General features: G+C 63.3%; 18 protein-coding genes, 2 pseudogenes and 4 riboswitches. Of the genes and pseudogenes, 12 read left to right on the top strand and 8 right to left on the bottom strand.

The features are described 5' to 3' along the window. Window positions 1–2: 2 nt before the first annotated feature. Window positions 3–64: riboswitch (Fluoride riboswitch) on the bottom strand. Between the two features lie 52 nt (window positions 65–116). From WAN02_RS25965 to WAN02_RS25955, 3 genes are all read right to left on the bottom strand, one after another. Further along, window positions 117–1,274, bottom strand: a complete 1,158-nt coding sequence (locus WAN02_RS25965; RefSeq protein WP_422267798.1) for a PPE family protein — start codon at window positions 1,272–1,274, stop codon at window positions 117–119. Window positions 1,275–1,458: 184 nt separating this feature from the next. Then, a complete protein-coding gene (locus tag WAN02_RS25960; protein ID WP_422267808.1) occupies window positions 1,459–2,601 on the bottom strand; it encodes a PPE family protein in 1,143 nt (380 codons plus the stop codon). Window positions 2,602–2,615: 14 nt separating this feature from the next. Next, window positions 2,616–2,942, bottom strand: coding sequence for a PE family protein (locus WAN02_RS25955; protein ID WP_422267796.1), 327 nt, complete (start codon window positions 2,940–2,942; stop codon window positions 2,616–2,618). Window positions 2,943–3,323: 381 nt separating this feature from the next. Beyond that, window positions 3,324–3,385, bottom strand: a riboswitch (Fluoride riboswitch). A gap of 230 nt (window positions 3,386–3,615) precedes the next feature. Here WAN02_RS25955 and WAN02_RS25950 point away from each other — a divergent pair. Beyond that, window positions 3,616–3,894: a hypothetical protein gene (locus tag WAN02_RS25950; protein WP_422267794.1), complete on the top strand. Its 279-nt coding sequence runs from the start codon at window positions 3,616–3,618 to the stop codon at window positions 3,892–3,894. On the opposite strand, the gene WAN02_RS25945 is transcribed toward WAN02_RS25950, so the two are convergent. Both WAN02_RS25945 and WAN02_RS25940 read right to left on the bottom strand, forming a co-directional pair. Beyond that, window positions 3,891–4,460 (bottom strand): histidine phosphatase family protein, encoded by a 570-nt coding sequence (locus tag WAN02_RS25945; RefSeq protein ID WP_422267792.1) that lies wholly within the window; start codon window positions 4,458–4,460, stop codon window positions 3,891–3,893. The two genes, WAN02_RS25950 and WAN02_RS25945, sit on opposite strands and share 4 nt — an antisense overlap. Then, on the bottom strand, window positions 4,457–4,864 hold the full coding sequence (locus tag WAN02_RS25940; protein ID WP_422267790.1) for a universal stress protein: 408 nt from the start codon (window positions 4,862–4,864) through the stop codon (window positions 4,457–4,459). The genes WAN02_RS25945 and WAN02_RS25940 overlap by 4 nt, the downstream gene beginning before the upstream one ends. A gap of 18 nt (window positions 4,865–4,882) precedes the next feature. Continuing rightward, window positions 4,883–4,964, bottom strand: a riboswitch (Fluoride riboswitch). Between the two features lie 207 nt (window positions 4,965–5,171). Here WAN02_RS25940 and WAN02_RS25935 point away from each other — a divergent pair. The 7 genes from WAN02_RS25935 to WAN02_RS25905 all read left to right on the top strand — a co-directional run bounded on the left by WAN02_RS25935 (window position 5,172) and on the right by WAN02_RS25905 (window position 13,781). Further along, window positions 5,172–6,032, top strand: a complete 861-nt coding sequence (locus tag WAN02_RS25935; RefSeq protein WP_422267788.1) for a metallophosphoesterase family protein — start codon at window positions 5,172–5,174, stop codon at window positions 6,030–6,032. Between the two features lie 22 nt (window positions 6,033–6,054). Continuing rightward, window positions 6,055–6,127: riboswitch (Fluoride riboswitch) on the top strand. Between the two features lie 154 nt (window positions 6,128–6,281). Continuing rightward, entirely contained in the window at window positions 6,282–7,241 is a 960-nt protein-coding gene (locus WAN02_RS25930; RefSeq protein ID WP_422267786.1) for a respiratory chain complex I subunit 1 family protein, read from the top strand. Beyond that, the gene (locus WAN02_RS25925) at window positions 7,241–7,921 is read left to right on the top strand and encodes a hydrogenase (protein ID WP_422267784.1); all 681 of its coding nucleotides are present in this window, start codon (window positions 7,241–7,243) and stop codon (window positions 7,919–7,921) included. The genes WAN02_RS25930 and WAN02_RS25925 overlap by 1 nt, the downstream gene beginning before the upstream one ends. A 3-nt stretch (window positions 7,922–7,924) precedes the next feature. Beyond that, on the top strand, window positions 7,925–9,436 hold the full coding sequence (locus tag WAN02_RS25920; protein ID WP_422267782.1) for a proton-conducting transporter membrane subunit: 1,512 nt from the start codon (window positions 7,925–7,927) through the stop codon (window positions 9,434–9,436). Next, window positions 9,433–10,953, top strand: a complete 1,521-nt coding sequence (locus WAN02_RS25915; RefSeq protein WP_422267780.1) for an NADH-quinone oxidoreductase subunit C — start codon at window positions 9,433–9,435, stop codon at window positions 10,951–10,953. Before WAN02_RS25920 ends, WAN02_RS25915 begins: the two co-directional genes overlap by 4 nt. Next, on the top strand, window positions 10,954–11,751 hold the full coding sequence (locus WAN02_RS25910) for a ferredoxin (protein WP_422267778.1): 798 nt from the start codon (window positions 10,954–10,956) through the stop codon (window positions 11,749–11,751). After that, a complete protein-coding gene (locus WAN02_RS25905; protein WP_422267776.1) occupies window positions 11,748–13,781 on the top strand; it encodes a proton-conducting transporter membrane subunit in 2,034 nt (677 codons plus the stop codon). The genes WAN02_RS25910 and WAN02_RS25905 overlap by 4 nt, the downstream gene beginning before the upstream one ends. 11 nt (window positions 13,782–13,792) lie before the next feature. On the opposite strand, the gene eno is transcribed toward WAN02_RS25905, so the two are convergent. Beyond that, entirely contained in the window at window positions 13,793–15,058 is a 1,266-nt protein-coding gene (gene eno / locus WAN02_RS25900) for a phosphopyruvate hydratase (RefSeq protein WP_422267774.1), read from the bottom strand. Window positions 15,059–15,308: 250 nt separating this feature from the next. Between eno and WAN02_RS25895 the strand changes: the two genes are divergently transcribed. After that, entirely contained in the window at window positions 15,309–16,385 is a 1,077-nt protein-coding gene (locus WAN02_RS25895) for a DUF190 domain-containing protein (RefSeq protein ID WP_422267771.1), read from the top strand. Between the two features lie 7 nt (window positions 16,386–16,392). Here the strand turns inward: WAN02_RS25895 and WAN02_RS25890 are convergent. Next, window positions 16,393–16,965, bottom strand: a pseudogene (locus WAN02_RS25890) (helix-turn-helix domain-containing protein); the annotation flags it as partial. A 106-nt stretch (window positions 16,966–17,071) separates the two neighbouring features. Between WAN02_RS25890 and WAN02_RS25885 the strand changes: the two are divergent. Both WAN02_RS25885 and WAN02_RS25880 read left to right on the top strand, forming a co-directional pair. Then, window positions 17,072–17,533, top strand: a pseudogene (locus WAN02_RS25885) (phosphotransferase); the annotation flags it as partial. 354 nt (window positions 17,534–17,887) lie between these two features. Next, on the top strand, window positions 17,888–18,094 hold the full coding sequence (locus tag WAN02_RS25880) for a hypothetical protein (protein WP_422267769.1): 207 nt from the start codon (window positions 17,888–17,890) through the stop codon (window positions 18,092–18,094). 517 nt (window positions 18,095–18,611) lie between these two features. Here WAN02_RS25880 and WAN02_RS25875 read toward each other — a convergent pair. Further along, window positions 18,612–19,214: a TetR/AcrR family transcriptional regulator gene (locus WAN02_RS25875; protein WP_422267767.1), complete on the bottom strand. Its 603-nt coding sequence runs from the start codon at window positions 19,212–19,214 to the stop codon at window positions 18,612–18,614. Between the two features lie 260 nt (window positions 19,215–19,474). Here WAN02_RS25875 and WAN02_RS25870 point away from each other — a divergent pair, with 260 nt between their 5' ends. Beyond that, window positions 19,475–19,759: a hypothetical protein gene (locus tag WAN02_RS25870; protein WP_422267765.1), complete on the top strand. Its 285-nt coding sequence runs from the start codon at window positions 19,475–19,477 to the stop codon at window positions 19,757–19,759. The last annotated feature ends 93 nt before the right edge of the window (window positions 19,760–19,852 follow it).

Here is a 19,852-nt window from a genome sequence, read left to right as displayed (position 1 = left end):
CTCGCGTGGTAGAAGCCATCAGCCAGGTGCGGCGGTTGAGGCGAGCTTCATCGCCTGGCCGCCATTCTACCCTGCGTTCGCCGGCCTTGGCGTTGAACGCCGTCGTGGCCGTCATGTCACCCGGCTGCGGGCGACCTCGGGATGACGCTGGGGGTGCGCAGCTTTGCGGCAACGTTGCTGACTCCGCGCCCGGCCAGCGTGCCGAGCAACGATTCGCCGAAAATGCCCGCAGGCATCCCAGCCGAGGCTGGGGGAGCGGTTCCAACACTTGGTACCGCCAGCGCTGCCGGGTCAACCGCCGGAGTAGCGGTCGCCGCCCACGTCTGCGGAACCGACAACGTTCCCACCAGACTGGCCCGGCCCATCGCCGCCGATGCCGACGGGCAGCCGAGGTTTGCCGGGCCCGCAGGTGACAGCGAGCCGGACGAGGCCGCCACGAACGGTCCGACTCCCTGAAAGTCGTCCCGTTCGGCGTTGATCGCGACGGCGTGATTTGTGGTCGCTATCGAGCTTCCGGAAAACGACGAGCTGATGCCGGACGCGCTTGCGCTTCCGGCGTCCACCGCATCGCCGAAAATGTCGGCTGGCGTAAAGCCCAGCGGGTCCGCAGTAGCGCTGGGCGTGGCGAGTTGTTGCAGCGCACTGGGTAACAGTGAGACCGTCTGCGAGCTAGTGACGGCTTGCGCGTGGCTGGCGGGCGTACCGGCCGCCTGGGTGACCGCGGCGGCTTGCGCGCCGAGCCCAGACGGATTGGTGGTGCTAGGTGGCTTGTTGAACGGTGTCAATCGTGCTGCGGCTGCCGAAGAGGCAGCGTAACCGTACATGGATTGGGCATCTTGGGCCCACATCTCTTCGTACGCTGTTTCGGTCGCCGCGATCGCCGGGCTGTTCTGCCCGAAAAAGTTCGACGCGACTAGCGATGCCAATTGAGCACGGTTGGCCTCAATGAGTGGCACGGGCACCATACCCGCGAATGCGGACTGGTAAGCGCTGGCTGCGGTCCTGGCTTGGTTGGCGCTCTGCTCGGCCTCAGCGGCCGTGCTGTGCATCCACGCTACGTAGGGGGCAACGGAGTTGGCCATCATGATCGATGACGGGCCCTGCCATCCGTCAACGGTCAAATTGGCGATCACGGATCGGTAAGCGGCGGCCGACGAATTCAGCTCGCTGGCAAGGGTGTCCCAGGCGTCGGCGGCAGTCAGCAAGGGGCCAGAGCCAGGACCGGAATAGATTCTGGCCGAGTTGATTTCCGGGGGGAGCGCTCCAAAGTCCATCTTAAAGAACCTTTCTCAACATTCGACGGTGGTCTTGAGGGCCATACGTTGATCTCGCCCGCGGTCGCGGCGTTCCCGAAACACGCCCAGGTAATTCCTGAAAGCGCGCCAGCCTGCAACGGTTGCGTCCGATATGTCACGGTTTCTGCGCATCGGGGCTTCCTTCTTCCCTGTTCTGGCTTCGCTATCCGGCGGCCGGCGAGCGCACGATTATCGGATGAGTCTTCGGTTGGCGTGGGGGAGCGACTTCCCGTGAAAGAGTTCCCAAAGTCGCCTGGCTGAACGAGCTGCCTGGAACCTGAGGCATATTGGCGGCGGCTTCGTCGGGGACACCAACACCGGAGTCGATTGAGGTCAGCGCGACTGGCCGTATCTCCGGCGCGGCGTTGGCCCAACCGGGCGGCACCGACAAGGACCCCACCGGGGACGCCCGACCCATTCCCGCGTCCACCAGCGATCCGCCCGGCCGAGCTGGCACGACGATTGCGGTGAATTTCAGTCCCTTTTCCCAATCCCGCGCCGCCTGAAACGCGAGTCGTTCGTTGGCGATAGTGATGCCGCGTCCCGATGCTGTGGCGCTGCTCGGCCCCAGCGCCATGTTCACAAACCTGGTGGGAGTGAGTGCGATCGTGATCAGAGCTTGCGGTGTCAATAGCGGGTCCGACGGCGCGGCGGGTGCGGCGAGTTGCGCCAGAGCAGTTGGCATCTCGGAGATCAGCTGAGACAGGGTAGTCGATGAACTTCCACCGGAGCTAGTGGCAGCGTGGGCGACAGCGGCGGACTGGGTCGCCAGACCTACCGAATTGGTGGTCGACGGCGGCGAGCTAAACGGCGTCAATGTGGTTGCCGCCGAGGAGGATCCAGCGTAGCCGTACATCGTCACCGCGTCTTGGGCCCACATTTCCGCGTAGTGCGTCTCGGTGGCTGCGATGGCCGGCGTGTTCTGGCCGAAAAAATTCGTGGCGATCAGCGTCATCAACAGGCTGCGGTTGGCGGCGATCACCGGTGGCGGCACTGTTGTCGCGAAGGCCAGCTCGTAGGCGGCGGCGGCTTGTTTGGCCTGGGCGGCACTGTGCTCGGCTTGGGCGGCAGTATCGTGCAACCACGCGACGTAGGGCGTCGCTGCCTGGGCCATCGCTGCCGACGACGGCCCCAACCACTGCCCAGTGGTCAGGTCGGCGATAACGGTCTGGCAGCCCGCGGCGGTCGAGGACAGCTGTTCGGCCAACGCATCCCAGGCCGCTGCGGCGGCCAGCATCGGTCCCGACCCGGGGCCGGAATACATTCGGGCCGAGTTGATCTCTGGCGGCAACACTCCGAAATCCAGCACCAAGCAGCCTTTCAGACCCCGGGGGCAGCGTCAGTGCCTTCGGTGGCCGCATCGGACCCGTCGCTATCGGTCGATGGTGAGACGAACAGCCCCTCTATCGCAGCAGCCGCCTGGGCGCTCAACGCCTGACACATCTGGGCGCTCACCGCTTGATAGATCTGCGCGTGCATGGCGAACTGTGCCGCCATGATTGCCGAGACATCGTCGGCGGCAGCAGGAACCATGTTGGCGGTCGGTGCCACGGCGGCGATATTTTTGGCGGTCAAGGCCGGAGCGAAACCCGCTAAGCGAACTATCGCCGCGGCTAAGGCTTCCGGTCGTCCGGTTGCGGATGACATCGGTTTTCCTCTCGATAGGTGTTGGTTACGGTTAACGGTTTGTTGAACACAGACCTTCGGTCCGTGCACCGATTGGGCTCGGTTGTCGACCGGGTGTCACTGGTTGTTGGGTGAGGTCGGCGCGCGTGAGTGGGCGCTATGGGCGTATGTGTTGAATACCTGTGGGGATGGCGCCGTCCACTCGTCTCGTTCTGCGCATCCGGCGCGTACTGAATGATCGAGTGCAGCAGCCGTTTTCGGGCGCGGCTGAAACCCTGCGACAGCAGAAGGCCCCATGCGGGGTAGTCGGAGACGCAATGGCCCGGTGCAGCCATGAATGGCCGATAGCCAGTTCTGTGACGATTCAACGGTGCCCCACCGCACGCTCCCACCCCGTTCCCTCACGGAGTAGAAGCCATCAGCCGGTGTGGCGGTCAAAGGCGAGCTTCATCGCCTGAACGCGATGCTAACGGTGGGTTAACCCCAGATGCAACGAAACGCGCCTAAACATTGCCGAAACACCGTCGGAGGCGCGATGATGGTGACAGGCGGAGGGGCTCGCCCAAACTGCGGATATCGCCGACGGTCCCTACCTGATCGAGTAAGGGCGAGAAAACATGTCCGCTCATGCTTCTCAAGGGTCGTCGTGAGCTCGCCTTTGCGTCCGATTAGGGTTCCGGCGCGATTTAATGTGATGTTCTGGTTGCCGCCGGGTGGCACCGACAATGGCGTGTGGGCCAGCTTCTGGGCCGAGCTGGCCGACCTGGAGGTAGACGACATCGACGCTGTATTGCGTTTGCTGGCCGATGCCGGCGTCGGTGGCTATGTCGCGACCCCGGGTGGCCGCGCGTTCCATCCGCGACAGCCGGTCGTGCACCGGTTATGGGTGGATTCACTGCGATACCACAGGGCAGAAGACCTGATGATGGCCTATTTGCATGGTCGGGGCCGGCGCGACGACCACCGTGACTAATCGGCGACCATATCGTAGGCGTCCACCCGCCACGCCCCGTCGACCAGGCTGAGCTGATTCCAGCATGCGGTTCGCTGACGAACGTCGACGAGTGCGGGGTCGAGCTGTCCCAGCAGGGCGCGGTTGAACGCATCGTGGGACACCATGACCAGCGGTCCGGACCCATAGTCGGCCACCAGCTCGAAGAATGCTTGGCCAGCGCGCACGGTCAGCGCCGTGAGTGGCTCGACACCGGGAGCGGAATCGACGCTGCCATATTCGCGCTCGACCTCCTCGCGCACGCGGCCCGTCATCGGCCCGTAATCGCGGTCGTTGAGTCGGACATCGACTGTGACCTGCGCACCGCAGGCCGCACCGATCGCCTGCGCAGTGGCCACGGCTCGTTGCAGCGGACTGCAGATGATCGCGGTGGGGCGTTTGGGCGCGAGCGCATCGGCTAGCCGCGCCGCTTCCACAAGCCCGACCGTGTCCAATGGAGGGTCGCTGAGCCCTCGCAGTCGTCCTTCGGCGTTGAGCGCCGTGCGCCCATGCCTGGCCAGAAAGACGCGATCAGCGACGGCGCTCATTGCGGAACCTTTCCGAACTCAGGAACGACAACAATCGGACGGTCACTGTGGCGCAACAAGTTTCGCGCGACATTACCGGTGATCATGTGTCCGAATGCCGCGCCGATGCCTTGTTCAGGCCGACCGACGATCAACATCGACGCCCCGTGTTGGTGAGTGGCTTCCAGCAACACGGTCGCCGGGTCGCCTCGGAGCCGATGATAGGTCCACTGCACCGCGCCGAGGGCATCGGCCAGATGCTGACTTGCGGCATCACCATCGTCGCCACCAGGGCCGGCGTCATCGGCATCGTCGATGACGTGAACGACATGCAGTGCCACGTTCAGGGCACCTGCAAGTTCGCCGGCGAAGACCAGTGCAGCCCTGCTGGCTGGGTGGCGGTCATATCCAACAACTAAAACCACGGCAACCTCCCGCTTTACGATCCAGCAGGAACCATCAGCCTGGACGGCGGTTCGGGTCGCGGTTGCATACCCCGGGCGGAGATCCATCGCCTCGACCCCAAGCCTAGGCGATGGGCCGGCGTCAGTCGCGATTGACCGACGACAACGCCGCTGAGTAGCCTGGTTGCACGATAGGCGGTGGGGCTCGCCACCTGCAGTCAACGGAGATTTCGGCGACTGTCAACGGTCCCTGGGAATTGAATCGACACTGCCGGTGTCGTGGGCGATCTCGCGTCACGCACCGGCGATGAAAACCCGGGAGCCCACCATGATCGAACCACTTCCAATCGTTGAGTCGACGCAGAAATCCTCACAACTCGCGGCAGGACGTTCGTTCCTGGACCCGCCCACCCGGGTTGCGATCGCAGGCGACTGGCACGCAGATCGGCGCTATGCGGTCTCAGCTATTGAGCACGCGAGTAAACGTGATGCTGATGTACTGATCCATCTCGGCGACTTCGGCTACGACTTCACCGACGAATATCTCGATGCCCTCGAGGACGCGCTGCGCGATCACGGACTTGTCCTGGGTTTCGTGGACGGGAACCATGAAAACTTTGATCGATTGTTGGCCTGGCCGGTCGCCAGCGATGGGCTGCGCTACCTTCGTGACCGGGTCGTACACCTACCGCGCGGATTCCGCTGGTGTTGGGGCCAGACAACGTGCCTCGCTCTCGGTGGTGCTTACTCCATCGATCGTTTCCTGCGCACACCCGGGCGGTCATGGTGGCCGCAAGAGTCGATCACACCGCAACAAGCCCGGAAGGCCCGCGCGGCAGGATTGGCGGACGTAATGTTTTGCCACGACTGCCCCGCCGGCATCACCGTTCCGGGCGCGGCCTTCGACCGGTTCCGATGCCCGCCGCCTGAGCTGCAGCGCTCCGCGGAGCATCAGGAGCTCTTACGGTCTGTTGTCGATATTGTGCGCCCCGTCCGGCTATGGCATGGGCACTTCCACCACCGCTACCAGGCGGTCCTGCAAGGTGCCGAATACCGGACCGTGGTGGACGGTTTGGGCAGAAATGGCGACCCGATCGACAACAACATGGTGGTGCTCAACCTGGCGAGCCTTGGTTTCCATCGGCTCAGCAGTCGATGCTTTCCTACGCAAACACCGTCTTCGGCTTGACCACGACGAGCTCCCGTTATTAACTGGCAACGGCGATGGAGCCCGCCCGGAGATGACTTCCGAACCGCCACACGGCTGATGGCACCTGCGAACCGAGGAGTCGCAGGTGACGCGTGCCTTTCCGCGCTTGTGCCGCATCGATGGCCATGCCGCGGCAGGTAGCCCACACGACAGACTCGAGCGGGAATCCGTTGGCCGCCGGCCCGGGCAGGCCGAGACCTTAGGCCGCCGATCACAGCTCGGTGACCCGTGACCGAACTGTCGCTGCCTATCATTCAGGTGCTGCAGGTGGCCACCGTTGTCATCGGAGCTCCGGGCATCAGCGGATTCATCTCCTGGTTCGAGGCCCGACTGCGGGGACGCCGCGGACCGCGGATTCTGCAGCCCTACTTCGACTTGGCGAAACTCTTCCGTAAGGAATCGTTGGTGCCGCCGGAAGCCAGCCCACTGTTTCGGCTGGCGCCGTTCGTGTCGTTCGCCTGCTATCTGACCGTTCCGATGTTGATTCCGGTGCTGACTAGTTACGCGTTGCCGTTGGGCTATATGGGTGACATTCTGGGCGGCGGGTTGATTCTGGCGTTCGCCAGCTTCCTGGTCGCGGCGGCCGCAGCCGAAACCGGGGACGCCTATGCGCAATTGGCGTCCAGCCGGGCCAAGACTTTCGCGGCTATCACCGAACCTGTAATGCTGCTGGTCTTTTTTGCGGTGGCGCTGATCACCACGACCGACCTGCCGTACGTGGTCGGGGCCACCGTTCGTAGCGGACCGGCCCAGATTGTGCGTCCGGCGCACCTGCTGGCCTCCGCGGCGCTATTCATGGTCATTCTGTATGAGACCGCGCGGATCCCCGTCGAAACCCACACCGGAACAACCGAATTCGGAATGATAGAAACGGGGCGATCCTTCGAATATTCCGGGCCCGACCTGGCGCTGCTGCATTGGGGTTCTGCCGCAAAACAGTTCGTGCTCTACGTTATTTTGTGCAACGTCTTCGTCGCGCCCTGGGGCATGGCATCAACCCGATCTGCTCTTGCTGTCGGGCTTGCCATTCCCGCTCTGTTGAGCAAGGCATTGCTGCTCGGTTGCATCATCGCTGTCCTGGATAACAGCTATGCGAAGTTACGACTCTTCAAGATAAGCGAATTCGTCTCGGCGGCGTTGCTGCTAGCGGTCTTGGCGGTATTTACCCTCTATCTGGGCGGCGGCTAATGGTACTGGCGGTCAACGAGGCTGTGCCCACCGTCTTCGAGGGTGTCTCGAACACGGTGGCGCTGATAGTGCTGCTGCTGGAGTTCGGGATGCTGAGAGCGTCTCTGCTGCGCGGCCAGGTACGCCTCTATGCCGGCCAGTCGCTGGCGGTCAGCATCCTGGCGGCCGTCGTCGCCTTCGGTCGTGACGTGCCGGAACTGTATGCCCTTGCCGCGCTGTCACTTTTACTCAAAGCTGTCGTGGTGCCGTTGGTGATCGTCGGTCTACTACGGGAAGCCAACGAAGAAATCGCGGGCAGCGGCGTACTGGGTGTGGCTAACGAAGTGCTGATCTCAATCGCTGTCGGAGCGTTTGGGTTCTTTGCAGTCGGCGTACTCGCGCTTCGTTCCCCCGTGCTGCCGACCGTCGCGCTGAGCCTGTCAATGGCGGTGGTGCTGGTCGCGTTCATCCTGATGATTGTTCGCCGCGATGTGGTCAGCCAGGCAATCGGATTCTTCTCACTGGAAAACGGGGTGTCCCTCGCGAGCCTGGTCGTTGCCGCCGGAATGCCGCTGATTTTGGAGGTGGCGTTCCTGTTCGATCTGCTGGTTGCCGTCGTCGTCTTCGGGGTCTTGATGCGTACCCATCAGCGACGAACACGGTCGCTATCCACCGAGACGCTCGACCAACTGAGGGGCTAGTCGATGAGCGTCGTCATGGTATTGCTGATCGTGCTGCCGCTAGTGGCCACTTTGGTGTGTATCCGCGCTCCGCATCGCGTCGCCGCTGCGGTAACCGCGGTGACCGGCATCATCTCTTTCATCGTCGCGCTGGCGCTGGTGCCAGCGGCCAAGGGCCACACCATCTCTGGGTTGCACTACTTGCGCGCTGATGCGCTGTCGGTGATCTTTCTGCTGGCAACCTGTTTTCTCTACGCAGCCGTCGGCGTGTATTCGGTGGGCTACCTGGCCGACGAGGAGCGCGCGGTCCGTTCCGAGACCGCTGAGCAACAGGCATTGTTCGCCCGCCACAGCGCGCGGTTCTACCTCGGGCTCAACGCGTTTGCGTGGTCGATGATCTGTGCTCCCTTGGTCAATGGCCTCGCGTTGTTGTGGATCGCTATCGAGATCACCACCGTTGTCTCCGCACTGCTGGTGGCACTGGACAACACCGAGGGGGCCACCGAGGCGGCATGGAAGTACGTGCTGATCGCCTCGTCCGGGTTGGGCATTGCCCTGTTGGCGACCATCTTTATGTACTACGCGGGTGCAAAGGCCCTGGGGCAGTCCTACGACTTGGCGTTCGACCCGTTGATCAGTGCCGCGGCCCAATTACCGCAGACACCGGTGTGTTTGGCGTTTGTGCTGGCGGTAGTCGGATTCGGCACGAAAGTGGGTTTCTTCCCGGTGCATACTTGGCTGCCCGACGCGCACGCCGAAGCACCGACCCCGGTCTCGGCCCTGCTGTCGGGATCGCTGCTGGCGGTCAGCTTCTATGCGATCCTGCGCTACTACCAGATCGCTACGGGCACCTTGGGAACTAGGTTTCCGCAGATCGTGCTGCTGGTTTTCGGTGTGCTGTCCTTACTGCTGGCCGCGCTGTATTTGCTCGAACAACGCGACATCAAACGGCTGCTTGCCTACTCAAGTGTCGAACACATGGGCATCCTCGCGATCGGCATCAGCTTCGGCGCACCGATAGCGTTGTCCGGGGTGTTGTTACATGTGCTGGCCCACGCCGCAGCCAAGGGCAACGCATTCATGGGCGCAGGAGTGCTGGTGCGCAAGTTCGGCACAAAGGAACTGAGTCGGATGACGCGGGGGATCGAGCTGCTGCCCTGGTCGGGGCCATTGTTCCTAATCGCAGTGCTGGCGTTGTCGGCAATGCCTCCATTTGGGTTGTTCCGCAGCGAATTTCAGATCGTGTCCGGTGGTTTCGCCCACGGTCGTAGCGTGTTGACCTCTGTACTGGTATGCCTGGTGACGCTGGCATTCCTGGGTCTGAGCCTGGCGACGACACGGATTTTGTTCCACCCCGAAACCGACGACTCGACAGATGCTGCGCCGGCACTGACCCGTGGGGAGCCCAGCCGATGGATGGTGGCACCTGTCGTAGCCGGGGTGCTGGTGTTGTTGGTTCTTGGATTAGCGCTGCCACCAGATCTGGTGGAACTGCTCAATTCCGGTGCTCGTGAACTGCTAGCGAGTACACCATGAGCGCGGCTGCCCTGACTATGGTGGTCGACCTGCCGCTGGACCAGTGGTGTGATCGGATCACCGGCCGCATTGCCGAAGGCCACCGGTTCGCCGGCGTTTACGGCAGCCACCGTGGTGATGCTGCGTACGTACATGGCTTGCTGGTCGGCGGTTCAGTCGTCAGCTGCCTGCGGACACTGATCACGCCGGGCGGCGACGGATCGCTGTCCTACCCTGCCTTGACACCCGATGTGCCGGCGGCGTTCTGGTATGAGCGCGCGCTGCACGACTTGTCGGGCGTGGTGCCGACCGGTCATCCTCGATTGGACCCGCTGTTGTTGCCGCGCCGCCCCGGCCAGCCAACGCCTCGGCCAGGTCATCCCGATTGGGACAGGCTTGAGCGGCATATCCATTCGAGCGCCGCCGACCAACATGGACCGGTGGACGTCAGCGGCCGTGGAGTCTTCACGTTGCCGCTGGGCCCGGTACGCTCCGGAGTTTTCGAATCGATCGAGTTCCTCATCGAGACGGCCGGGGAAGACATCCCGCACCTCAATATCCGTCCGCACTACAAACATCGCGGTATCGCCAAGCGGTTCGAGGGGCTACCGCTAGCAGACGGAGTCCTGGTCGCCGAGCGGGTCGAGGGCATCGCGTCGGTTGCGCACGCGCTGGCGTTCGCTCACGCCGCGGAGACCCTGGCCGAGGTGGCTCCGCCACGGCGGGCGCGCCTGATCCGCGTGATCCATGCTGAGCTGGAACGCCTGGCCAACCATCTCGATGTGGTGACGCGGCTTTGTGACGCCGCCGGACTGGCGGTACCGCACGCGCGATTCGGTTGGCACAAAGAATCCATCATGAGATTGGTATCAAGTCTGTGCGGCAACAGGTTCGGGCGCTCGGTGGTCCGCGTCGGCGGCGTGGCCGCCGACCCGCGACTGCGGCCGGCTGACGTAGTGCACCAGTTGGCGGCCGTCACGCAAAGGATTCATAGTGACCGGAATGCGTTGATGGTCGATGCGTCATTTCTGGACCGGCTGCGCGGCACGGGCCATCTCGATCCAAGACTGGCGGCGTCGCACGGCGCACTCGGACCGGTGGGACGCGGCTCCGGTGTCGACGACGATGCCCGCCGCCGTGTCTACGACGGCTACGGGGAGCTTCCATTGGTCGACGGTACGGCGGTGAACGACCACGGTGACGCATTGGCCCGGCTGCGGGTGCGATGGTCGGAAATCGACGGCGCGGTCGAATTGATCCAGCGCGCCTGCGACCGCCTCTCGGAGCTGTCAGACACTGCTCTGATCGTCGACGTGCCGGCGGTCGACGGAATTGCATTGGGCTGGGCCGAGGCACCCCAGGGTGAAGTGCTCTACAGCCTGGAGGTTCGCGACAGCCTTATCGGGCGGTGCTTCGCCAGGTCGGCGTCTTTGCACAACATGCTGCTTTTTCACGACGTCTTCAACGGCGACGTGTTCACCGATTTCCCGTTCATTGAAGCAAGTTTCGGACTGAGCTATGCCGGGGTGGCGATGTAAATGCCTTGGGTGCTCAGAGGTTTGCGCAACGGGATTCTCACGACTCGATGGCCCAAACGCGCGGACAGCTACTTTGACAGCTTTCCCGCGGCGGTCAGCGTGCTCGACGACCCGAAGGCCGCGACGTCTGACACGGTCACTCAGGCAGCCGCGGCATGCCCGACTGGTGCAATTTCCGCGGAGGCTTGGCCGCGGCTGGATCGTGGGCGCTGCATTCTGTGTGGGCGTTGTGTCGAGGCGTCGCCCCAATGGTTCCGGTGGCAGGCAGGTTCGGCGACAGCACAGCTGAGCCGCAACGCCGTGGTGGTAGGCGCAGTTGAGGAAACCGACGAGGCGTTGGCCGAGTTGCGCGCGAGCCTAGCCAGGCGGGTGCAGTGGTTGCGGCGTTCGGTGCATCTACGTCACATCGACACCGGGTCGGACGGCAGCGACGAATGGGAAATCGAAGCGCTGACCAACCCGGTCTACGACCTGCACCGGCTGGGGATCTTCTTCACCGCGAGCCCCCGCCACGCCGACATCCTCCTGGTCACTGGTATCGGGGCCGCGGGCATGGTCGAACCCTTGCGTCGCACACTCGAGGCGATGCCCAAGCCGACCGTGGTGATCGCCGTCGGCACCGACGCCATCAGCGGCGGTCTCATCGGGGGCGGATACACCGGCGGAGACGGCGTCGGCGACGTTGTTCCCGTGGATGTTTGGGTGCCCGGAGCCCCAGCCTCCCCCTTCAGCATCCTGCACGCCATCCTGCTGGCACTGGGCCGAGTCCCGTTGCCCGGCCCGCGGAGCACCCAATGATCGTCGCCGGGCTGGTGTTGCTGGCCGCGGCCGCGCTGATCAGTTGGTGCGGTGGACGTGCCGCCATCGACCACATCCAGAAGCTCTTCTGCACCGGTGCGTGGACGCTGAACATCGCTGCCGCAGTGCTATTCGTGATCTCCGGTGCCTTCGGATTAGCAGGAAGCCGTCAATGGGTGAGCCTCCCAGGGTTGGCCGGGCTGGGGCCGGCCGGTCTCTGTGTGGACGCGTTGTCCGGGTTGTTTCTGGTCATCACCTTCGGCGTCGCGATTCCCGCCCTGATCGCCGCGGCCGCATCCGGCAATCGCAGTCGTCCACGGCTGCCGGCGGCCGTCGGTATTGCGCTGGCCGCTGTCGCGGTCATTATCACCACCGACAACGTGTTCGTCCTGCTGTTCGGCTGGGAACTGCTGACCGTCGCCTTCTACCTGTTGGCCGGTTACGACCGCGATCTGCCCGGCAGAGCGGCCGGCTCGATCATCACGGTGGTCTTTGGGAAGGTCAGCGGCGCGGCGGTGTTGATGGGCGCTCTGCTGTTGGCCAGCCGAACACATTCCTTCGCGTTCGGGGCTGGCGCGGTAGATCCGCACAGCGCTGTGGGCCAAGCGGCGTATGCGTTGCTGTTGTTCGGATTCGGAGTCAAGGTCGGACTGGTTCCCGCCCACATCTGGATGCCGCGCGGCTACGCGGCGGCTCCCGGGCCCGCTCGCGCGATAATGGCAGGCGCCGCAGTCAATGTCGGGTTCTATGGCATGTGGCGCACCCTTGACGTACTTGGATCCCCTCCCGTGTGGCTGGTATGCGTGGTGTTGGTCGTTGGGGGAGTAACCGCAATCCTGGGAATCGCGCACGCCGCGGTCAATCCCGACCTTGCGGCGTTGATCTCGTGGTCGAGTGTCGAGAACGCGGGAGTGATCACCACCGGATTCGGTGTGGCGCTGGTGGGTGCCTCGGTCGGTCAGCCCAAGTTGGTCGCGGCCGGGCTGGTTGCCGGCACCGCACAGGTGATGGCCCACGCGCTAGGCAAGACGCTGCTATTCGTCGCGGCGTCGACGATCGAACAGGCGACCGGAACCGCCGATCTGGACCGACTCGGCGGCATTGCGCGCCGGCTCCCATGGGCGGGAACGGGTTTAGCGATCGGATCGCTGACTTTAGCCGGGTTGCCGCTGACCGCAGGTTTCGCGTCCGAATGGTTCACCCTCGAGGCGCTCATGCAGGAGTTCCGGGTTTCCAACCTCGCCATGCAACTGGCCAGCGCGGCGACAGGCGCCTTGGTCGCGCTGACAATCGGCATCGCCGGGGTGACATTCGTGCGGGTGGTCGCACTGACCGCATTCGGCCCGGCGCGCATCAATGAGCCACCGATCGACCCCGCCCGCGCGCGCCCGGATCGTCAGTGGTCCTACCGCTTCGCGGTGGCGGTGCTGGTGGCCGGGTGCCTTGGTGTCGCAGCAGTCGCACCACTGCAGGTCCGCGTCATCGCCGCCGGCCTGGCTCCCGTCGTCGGTAACCAGGCAGCCGGCGCCAACGCCAAACCGTGGGTGTTGCAGCCGGTATTCGACGATTTCTCGGCCCTGTCGCCGAGTTGGCTATGGATCGTGCTCCCGCTGATGGCAGCGATCATCGCCGGCTTCGCGACGTTATTCGCCGGCCGAAACCCCTTCCGCGCGCGTCAGGTACCACCGTGGTCGTCGGCGTCACCGGGAGTAGATCGCGGAGTCGGCTACACCTCATTCGCCTACGCCAACCCGGTACGCACTGTGCTGTCCAACGTGCTTCTGACCACGTCCGAACTGGTCGAGACATCAGCAGACGACGGCGGTGACGAGGCGGTCTCGCGATTGTTCACCTATCGCGTCGACGTCGTCGATCTTGTCGAGCGATATTTCTACCGACCGCTGATCACCGCGTTGCTGGGCGTGTCGCGCGTAGCCCGCCGCCTTCAGTCCGGCCGTCTGGACGCCTACATGACCTACATGCTGATCACGGTGCTCGCCGTATTGGCCGTGGTGATCGCGACATCGTGAGAGTGAACGGATCAATGAGCGGGCAGCCCGAACGCCAGAGTCGTATCCGCTGCACTGATTTCGAGAAGCCGGTTGTATTTGGCCACCCGTTCGCCGCGGGCCGGAGCACCCGACTTGATCTGACCGCAACCCGACGCAACAGCCAGATCGGCGATAAACGAATCGTCGGTCTCACCGCTGCGATGCGAAATCATCGCACCGTAACCCGCGTCACGGCAGACCTTGAGCGCCTCAAGGGTTTCGGTCACCGTACCGATCTGATTCACCTTGATCAGAGCGGCGTTGGCCACACCGGCTCGTACCCCGGATGCGATCAGCTCGGGGCTGGTCACGAAATTGTCGTCACCGACCAGCTGCACCCGATCGCCAAGTCTTTCAGTCAGTTTCTGCCAGCCGCCGGTGTCGTGCTCGCCCATCCCGTCTTCGATGCTCCACACCGGAAACCTTTCGACGATGCTCGTATAGCGGTCGATGAGCTCGTCGCTGGACAACGATTGCCAGCCCAACCGATAGCGGCCATCACGGTGGAATTCACTGGCGGCCGGGTCCAGCGCGATGGCCACACCGTCGCGCCCAGCGGTGTAGCCAGAGTCGCCAATAGCCTTGGTGAGCAGTGCCAAAGCCTCTTCTTCGCCGTCGATCTCGGGTGCGAAACCACCCTCGTCACCCAGACCGGTGGCAAGGTTGCGGTCGACCAACGTCGATCGCAGCCGCCGATACACCTCAGCCCCCGCGCGGACCGCTTCTTGCAGCGACGGTGCCCCGAGGGGGGCGATCATGAATTCCTGAAAGTCGAGACCGTTTATCGCGTGGGCGCCGCCGTTGATGATGTTGAAGTGCGGTACCGGAAGCCGCGGAACCACCCCTTCAGGAACCAGCCACCGCCACAACGGTTGTCCCGACTCCAGTGCAAACGCCTGCGCGCAAGCCATCGAGACACCAACGGTCGCGTTGGCCCCCAACCGCGACTTGTCGGGTGTGCCGTCCAGCTCACGCAAGGTCTGATCAACCTCGTCCAGCCTGCTGAACGGCCGACTCGTCAGCGCCTCGGCGATCGGCCCGTTGACGCCAGCCACTGCGTTGAGCACGCCGAGGCCCCCGTAGCGTTCGTCATGGTCACGCAGCTCCACCGCCTCCCGGCTGCCGGTCGACGCCCCGGACGGCACGCCGGAGCGCACCTGCCTACCGTCGGACAGCGTCGCACACACCGACAACGTGGGCCGACCCCGCGAGTCGAGAATTTCGATTGCCGAGATCGACGAAAACTTAACGGCCACTTGAGTTCCTCCGCGTCTGTGACCGATCCGGCGCAGTTGTATAGCCGGTTCAGCCTTGATCAGTTACGCAGGGACCGTTGGCCGTCCATGTCAGACGTGCAGTTTAGGCGGGCCCCACCGCCCTCTCGTCACAACCTACCAGCATGCTCGACCGATCGGCATGGTTTCAACCGTCGGCATTACGTCCGGTGGGGCGGTCGCAGTAGCAACCGAATTGGAGACGCTTGTATAGCCAACGGAGGGTACGGGAATGGATGAAGAATCTCTCAAGCTGAGCGCATACTTCGGTGAGCGTCAACGCGAGGGCGGCAACTTCGTGGCCGAGACCATGCTCAGCCTGTACGAACAACGCAGTGTCGCAAGCAGCATCGTGCTCCGCGGGATCGCCGGATTCGGTTCGCGCCAACACTTTAGAACTGACCAGTCCCTGAGCTTGTCGGAGGACCCCCCCGTCGCGATCATCGCGGTCGACACCAAGCCCGTCATCGAAGGCCTGCTCGAACCCGTGCTGGCCGTCAACAAACGCGGCCTGATCAGCCTCGAGCGCGCGCGCCTGCTGGATGATGACATCCACAGCATCGAACTATCGGACGAATACCACGAAGCCACCAAGCTAACGATCTACCTCGGCCGTAAGGAGAAAGTCTACGGCGTGCCCGGCTACGTTGCGCTCTGCGATCTGCTTTACCGACGCCAACTCGCCGGCGCATCGGTCTTCCTAGGCGTCGACGGCACGGTTCGCGGACAGCGGGAACGAGCACAGTTCATTGGCCGAAACGTCGACGTGCCGATGATGATCATCGCCGTGGGCAGCGGCGAGCGGATCGGCCGGGTGCTACCCGAGATTGGGGCCCTGCTCAGGCGCCCCGTCGTCACGCTCGAACGAGTCCGGGTGTGCAAGCGCGACGGCGAACTCTTGGAACGACCACACGCACTGCCCGGAACCGACGAACACGGCTTAGCGCTCTGGCAAAAGTTGATGGTCTACACCTCGGAATCTGCACGCTTCGACGGGATACCGATTCACCGCGCGCTGATCCACCGACTCCTGCGACACGAATCGTCACACGGGGCGACTGTGTTGCGCGGAATCTGGGGCTTCCACGGCGATCACGCCCCGCACGGTGACAAGCTGTTCCAGTTGGGCCGCCACGTACCGGTCGTGACCATCATCATCGACACCCCGAACAACATCGCCGCGTCCTTCGACATCGTCGACGAAGTCACTCGCGAACAAGGTCTGGTGACCAGCGAAATGGTGCCCGCGCTGGCCGCCGACGGTGACGACGGCCACAGTGGACCGCGCATCGCAGATCACCGCTACTAGAAACCGCCGAGCTCTGCAGGAAGTGGTAGCCGCGCACGGGTCGGTAGTTCTTATCGAAGACACCGCTAGTGCGATCGGCTTGGGCGTTGCGCTTGCCGAGGCTGCGGCCCAGCATGCGCCAGCCGCCGCCGGCGGGGATCTTGCCCAGCTTCTTGACATCGATGTGCACCAGATCGCCGGGCCGCTCAGAGTTCATTCGTCGAATCACTCTGCCGGTGGGCCGATCAAGCCACCGCAATTTGGCTAGACCATAACGGGTTAGCACGCGGTGCACAGTGGACGGATGAAGCCCCAGCAGGTAGCCGATCCGCGCCGGTCCCCAGCGGCGCACCACACGCACCTTGATGATGCGCCGCTCGGTTCGCGTCGGCATGCGGTTGGGGCTGTGATGCGGGCGTGAACTGCGATCGAACATCCCGGCTGGCCCGTCCTCGCGGTAACGGCGCACCCAACGCCCAACGGTGGTCACCGCCACCTGGAACCGTTCAGCGGCAAGCCGATACGACCAACCCTCATCAACGACACAACGAGCTAGTCGCAGACGGCCGAGCTCAGACAGCGGGGCATTACGGTGGGACATGAAGACCTCCGAGTTTGGTGAGCGTTCCTAGACAGCTCGCACTCCACTCGGAGGTCTTCGTCATGTCACTACGCCACGCCGTACCTAACGTCCATGGTCAGTACACCTAGTCGAGTCGGTCTGGAAGCCTTACATTCGGACTTTGACGACGTCGCCGCAGACTCTTTTGCATGGTGATGCCCACATCGGCAACACCTATGTCACCGCAGAGGGCGAGGTGGGGTTTCTGGACTGGCAGATGGCCCGCCGTGGCAACTGGTCGTTGGATGTTGGCTATTTCTTGCAGGGCGCGTTGACGATCGAGGATCGGCGCCAACACGAACGAAGCTTGCTTCAGGAGTACCGCGACGCCCTCGGCCTCGCCGACGCAGAACTGCCTTCCGATGACGAAATCTGGCTTCGTTACAGTGCTTCGGTCGCGCACGGGCTGGCCCTGTGGCTTGCCACGGCCAGCTCTGGTGGCGGATTATGGCAGCGCATTGAAGTCGCCATCGCCTTAGCGCAGCGCTACGCCGTAGCCTACGGCGACCTGCAAACCCCCGACGCCATCGCAGAAATCACGAAATGACCACGCCCACACCCGATTGACGCAAGGGCCACTCTGTCTATCTCTGCTACGAGCCGCGCGCTCGTCGTCGCACGGATCGAGTCGGCGTCCAAAATTTCAGGCGTCACAGTGACGGATCACTCGTGGACCGCTGAAGGCACCGCTCCTCGCCGTCGGTGATGAATCGCCTTTGACGCGTGGAGCCTAGAAAAGTGGACACGCAAGTGAGATAAAATGGTGTGGACATCACGTGAGACAACTTGCATCGGCGCAGCTCAGCGAATGGCGAGTGGACACAAAATGGCCATTTCTCATCTCCGGTGGCCACATGGTGGCCAACTGGCCACTTATATGAGACGCCGGTGTCGTAACGATGTGAAGCCCGTCCGGTCGGCGAGTGGCGAGGAATGCTGGTTCGCGGCCACCGAGGAGGGCGCGCTGTGGATGGGCACGGCGACGCCAACCGCGCTGCGACCCGGCGGCTACCAGCAGCTTTCCGGTCCGATCGGCGCCGCGCTGAACACCCGCGGCGATCGGCTTGTGGTGGTCGCCGACGACCTCTACCAGTTCGTCACCGGCTAGTTGTAATGAGTGGCTAGTCGTCGGCGGCCGTGGCCGCGCTCGACGAGTGGTTGCAAGTGGGTGGTAAAGCGGTCCGCTTCCTCAGCGGTGAGGGCCTGCTACATAGCCTCGTCCACTGAGGGGATTCAGGGGTTGCCGCTTGGTGCGTCTCGAAAAGTGGACACGATGGTCAGACAAACCGGTGTGGACATCACGTGAGACGATCCGCAGCTCGGCAGTTCAGCGCTTCGCGAGTGGACAAGGGATTTGAGAACCTACACTACCCCCAGTAGTTCTAGATAGAGCAAGAGTACGAGGAGTAGTAGTACCCTCCTTCTCTCTCAACCGTTGAATTCTACTGTGCTGCAGCTATATTCGTATTGACGGGTTACCAGTAGCGGTGAATACTGTTGCGAGACGGTGACTTTACCAGCCGATCGGCCGGGGGAGAAGTGTCACGGTGACGAAACCGCGTTTGACTCCGCCGGTCGTGGATGCGGCGCTACAACTACATGCTGTGGTTGCGGAAGTGACACTTTCAGCAGCGGAATGCCTGTGCCACCAGGTCGTCTGCGTAGGCTTCGGTGAGCGGTTCGCGCCGCATCAGGAGACGGTAGTAAAGCGGCCCGGAGATAGCGTCGACGACAAGCTCTGGGTCGACATCGGCCGGTAGCTCGCCGGCGGCCTTGGCGCGCTCAACCTCGGCTACTGTGGCGGCCCGACGTTCCCGCAGGTGACGATCATAGAGGGCCTCCAGAATGGCCGGATCGCTCTGTCCCTCGGCGATCAGCTCAGCGATCACCTTGCCGAACAATCCGTTGAGCTTGCCCACAAACCCCCGAACTTTCAGCTTGAGGGCGTCCTGGACCGTCGTGGGCGTCACCCCGGACTCGGGTGTAGCCGCATCCCGGTCGAGCCGTTCCTGGAACATCGCCATGACGAGATCGGCCTTCGTTGGCCACCACTTGTAGATCGTTGGCTTACCCACCTTGGCCCGCTTGGCGACGGCCTCGATGGTCAGGTCGCGTACGGAACGTTCCTGCAACAGTTCGTAGACCGCATCGAGGATGAGCGCATGCGATTCCGCAGTGGTGCCCGGGGGGCGTCCCCGCGGTCGGCGCGCTGAAGCCGTGGAGCTCATCGGGCTGATATTACCGCTACGGAGGGTAAAGGGAATTGACTTCCACGCTGGTCCGTTCTATTGTCTAGCCGTAAAGTAAAAATAAATACCGAGCCGAGCACTAGAGGCCACATCTGTGAAACCCGCCCTGCTCATCACGGGCGCTGCCGGAAACCGACGCGGCGCCGCAATCCGGGCCGTGCTCACCAGCGGAGGAGACCGCTGGGACTCTCGGGCCGCCGAAGCCACCCACGATCAACCGAGTCGATGAGGAGAACAGAATGCACGTATTGATGACGGGCCAGCTCGCGGGCAAGAAGGAGGATTACGCCGAGCTGCAGCCAGAAGAAAACAAATTCATCCGCAAGGCGATAGCCGAAGGCCTCGTTCGCGACATCTTCGTCAAGACAGACCAGACCGGGATGGTCATGATCCTCTCTAACGTCACCGCGGACGAAGCCCGAGAGAAAATGGCGAGCCTCCCATTCATCGTCCACGGCGCCGCCACGTTCGAATACATCGAAATCGCCGACCCGCCAGCAGGCGTACTTGACTTACCGGACTGATCCTCGTCGGCGCGGTGAGCGCCGGCCAAAGCCTTCAAGTCTTTCACCGGGGAAACACGCCCTAACGGCCCTAACGGCTCCGCGTCCATGTAG

The sequence above is a fragment of the Mycobacterium sp. genome, from assembly GCF_049281135.1.
Classification (GTDB): domain Bacteria; phylum Actinomycetota; class Actinomycetes; order Mycobacteriales; family Mycobacteriaceae; genus Mycobacterium.
This window is presented reverse-complemented; position numbering and strand designations above follow the sequence as displayed.

Bases quoted from the DNA above. Each gene is read 5' to 3' on its own strand.
- WAN02_RS25915 (WP_422267780.1), top strand. From the start codon at position 9,433: ATGAGCGCGGCTGCCCTGACTATGGTGGTCGACCTGCCGCTGGACCAG.
- WAN02_RS25935 (WP_422267788.1), top strand. From the start codon at position 5,172: ATGATCGAACCACTTCCAATCGTTGAGTCGACGCAGAAATCCTCACAA.
- WAN02_RS25875 (WP_422267767.1), bottom strand. From the start codon at position 19,214: ATGAGCTCCACGGCTTCAGCGCGCCGACCGCGGGGACGCCCCCCGGGC.
- WAN02_RS25955 (WP_422267796.1), bottom strand. From the start codon at position 2,942: ATGTCATCCGCAACCGGACGACCGGAAGCCTTAGCCGCGGCGATAGTT.
- WAN02_RS25945 (WP_422267792.1), bottom strand. From the start codon at position 4,460: ATGAGCGCCGTCGCTGATCGCGTCTTTCTGGCCAGGCATGGGCGCACG.
- WAN02_RS25965 (WP_422267798.1), bottom strand. From the start codon at position 1,274: ATGGACTTTGGAGCGCTCCCCCCGGAAATCAACTCGGCCAGAATCTAT.
- WAN02_RS25910 (WP_422267778.1), top strand. From the start codon at position 10,954: ATGCCTTGGGTGCTCAGAGGTTTGCGCAACGGGATTCTCACGACTCGA.
- WAN02_RS25895 (WP_422267771.1), top strand. From the start codon at position 15,309: ATGGATGAAGAATCTCTCAAGCTGAGCGCATACTTCGGTGAGCGTCAA.
- WAN02_RS25905 (WP_422267776.1), top strand. From the start codon at position 11,748: ATGATCGTCGCCGGGCTGGTGTTGCTGGCCGCGGCCGCGCTGATCAGT.
- WAN02_RS25870 (WP_422267765.1), top strand. From the start codon at position 19,475: ATGCACGTATTGATGACGGGCCAGCTCGCGGGCAAGAAGGAGGATTAC.
- WAN02_RS25925 (WP_422267784.1), top strand. From the start codon at position 7,241: ATGGTACTGGCGGTCAACGAGGCTGTGCCCACCGTCTTCGAGGGTGTC.
- WAN02_RS25920 (WP_422267782.1), top strand. From the start codon at position 7,925: ATGAGCGTCGTCATGGTATTGCTGATCGTGCTGCCGCTAGTGGCCACT.
- WAN02_RS25950 (WP_422267794.1), top strand. From the start codon at position 3,616: ATGTTCTGGTTGCCGCCGGGTGGCACCGACAATGGCGTGTGGGCCAGC.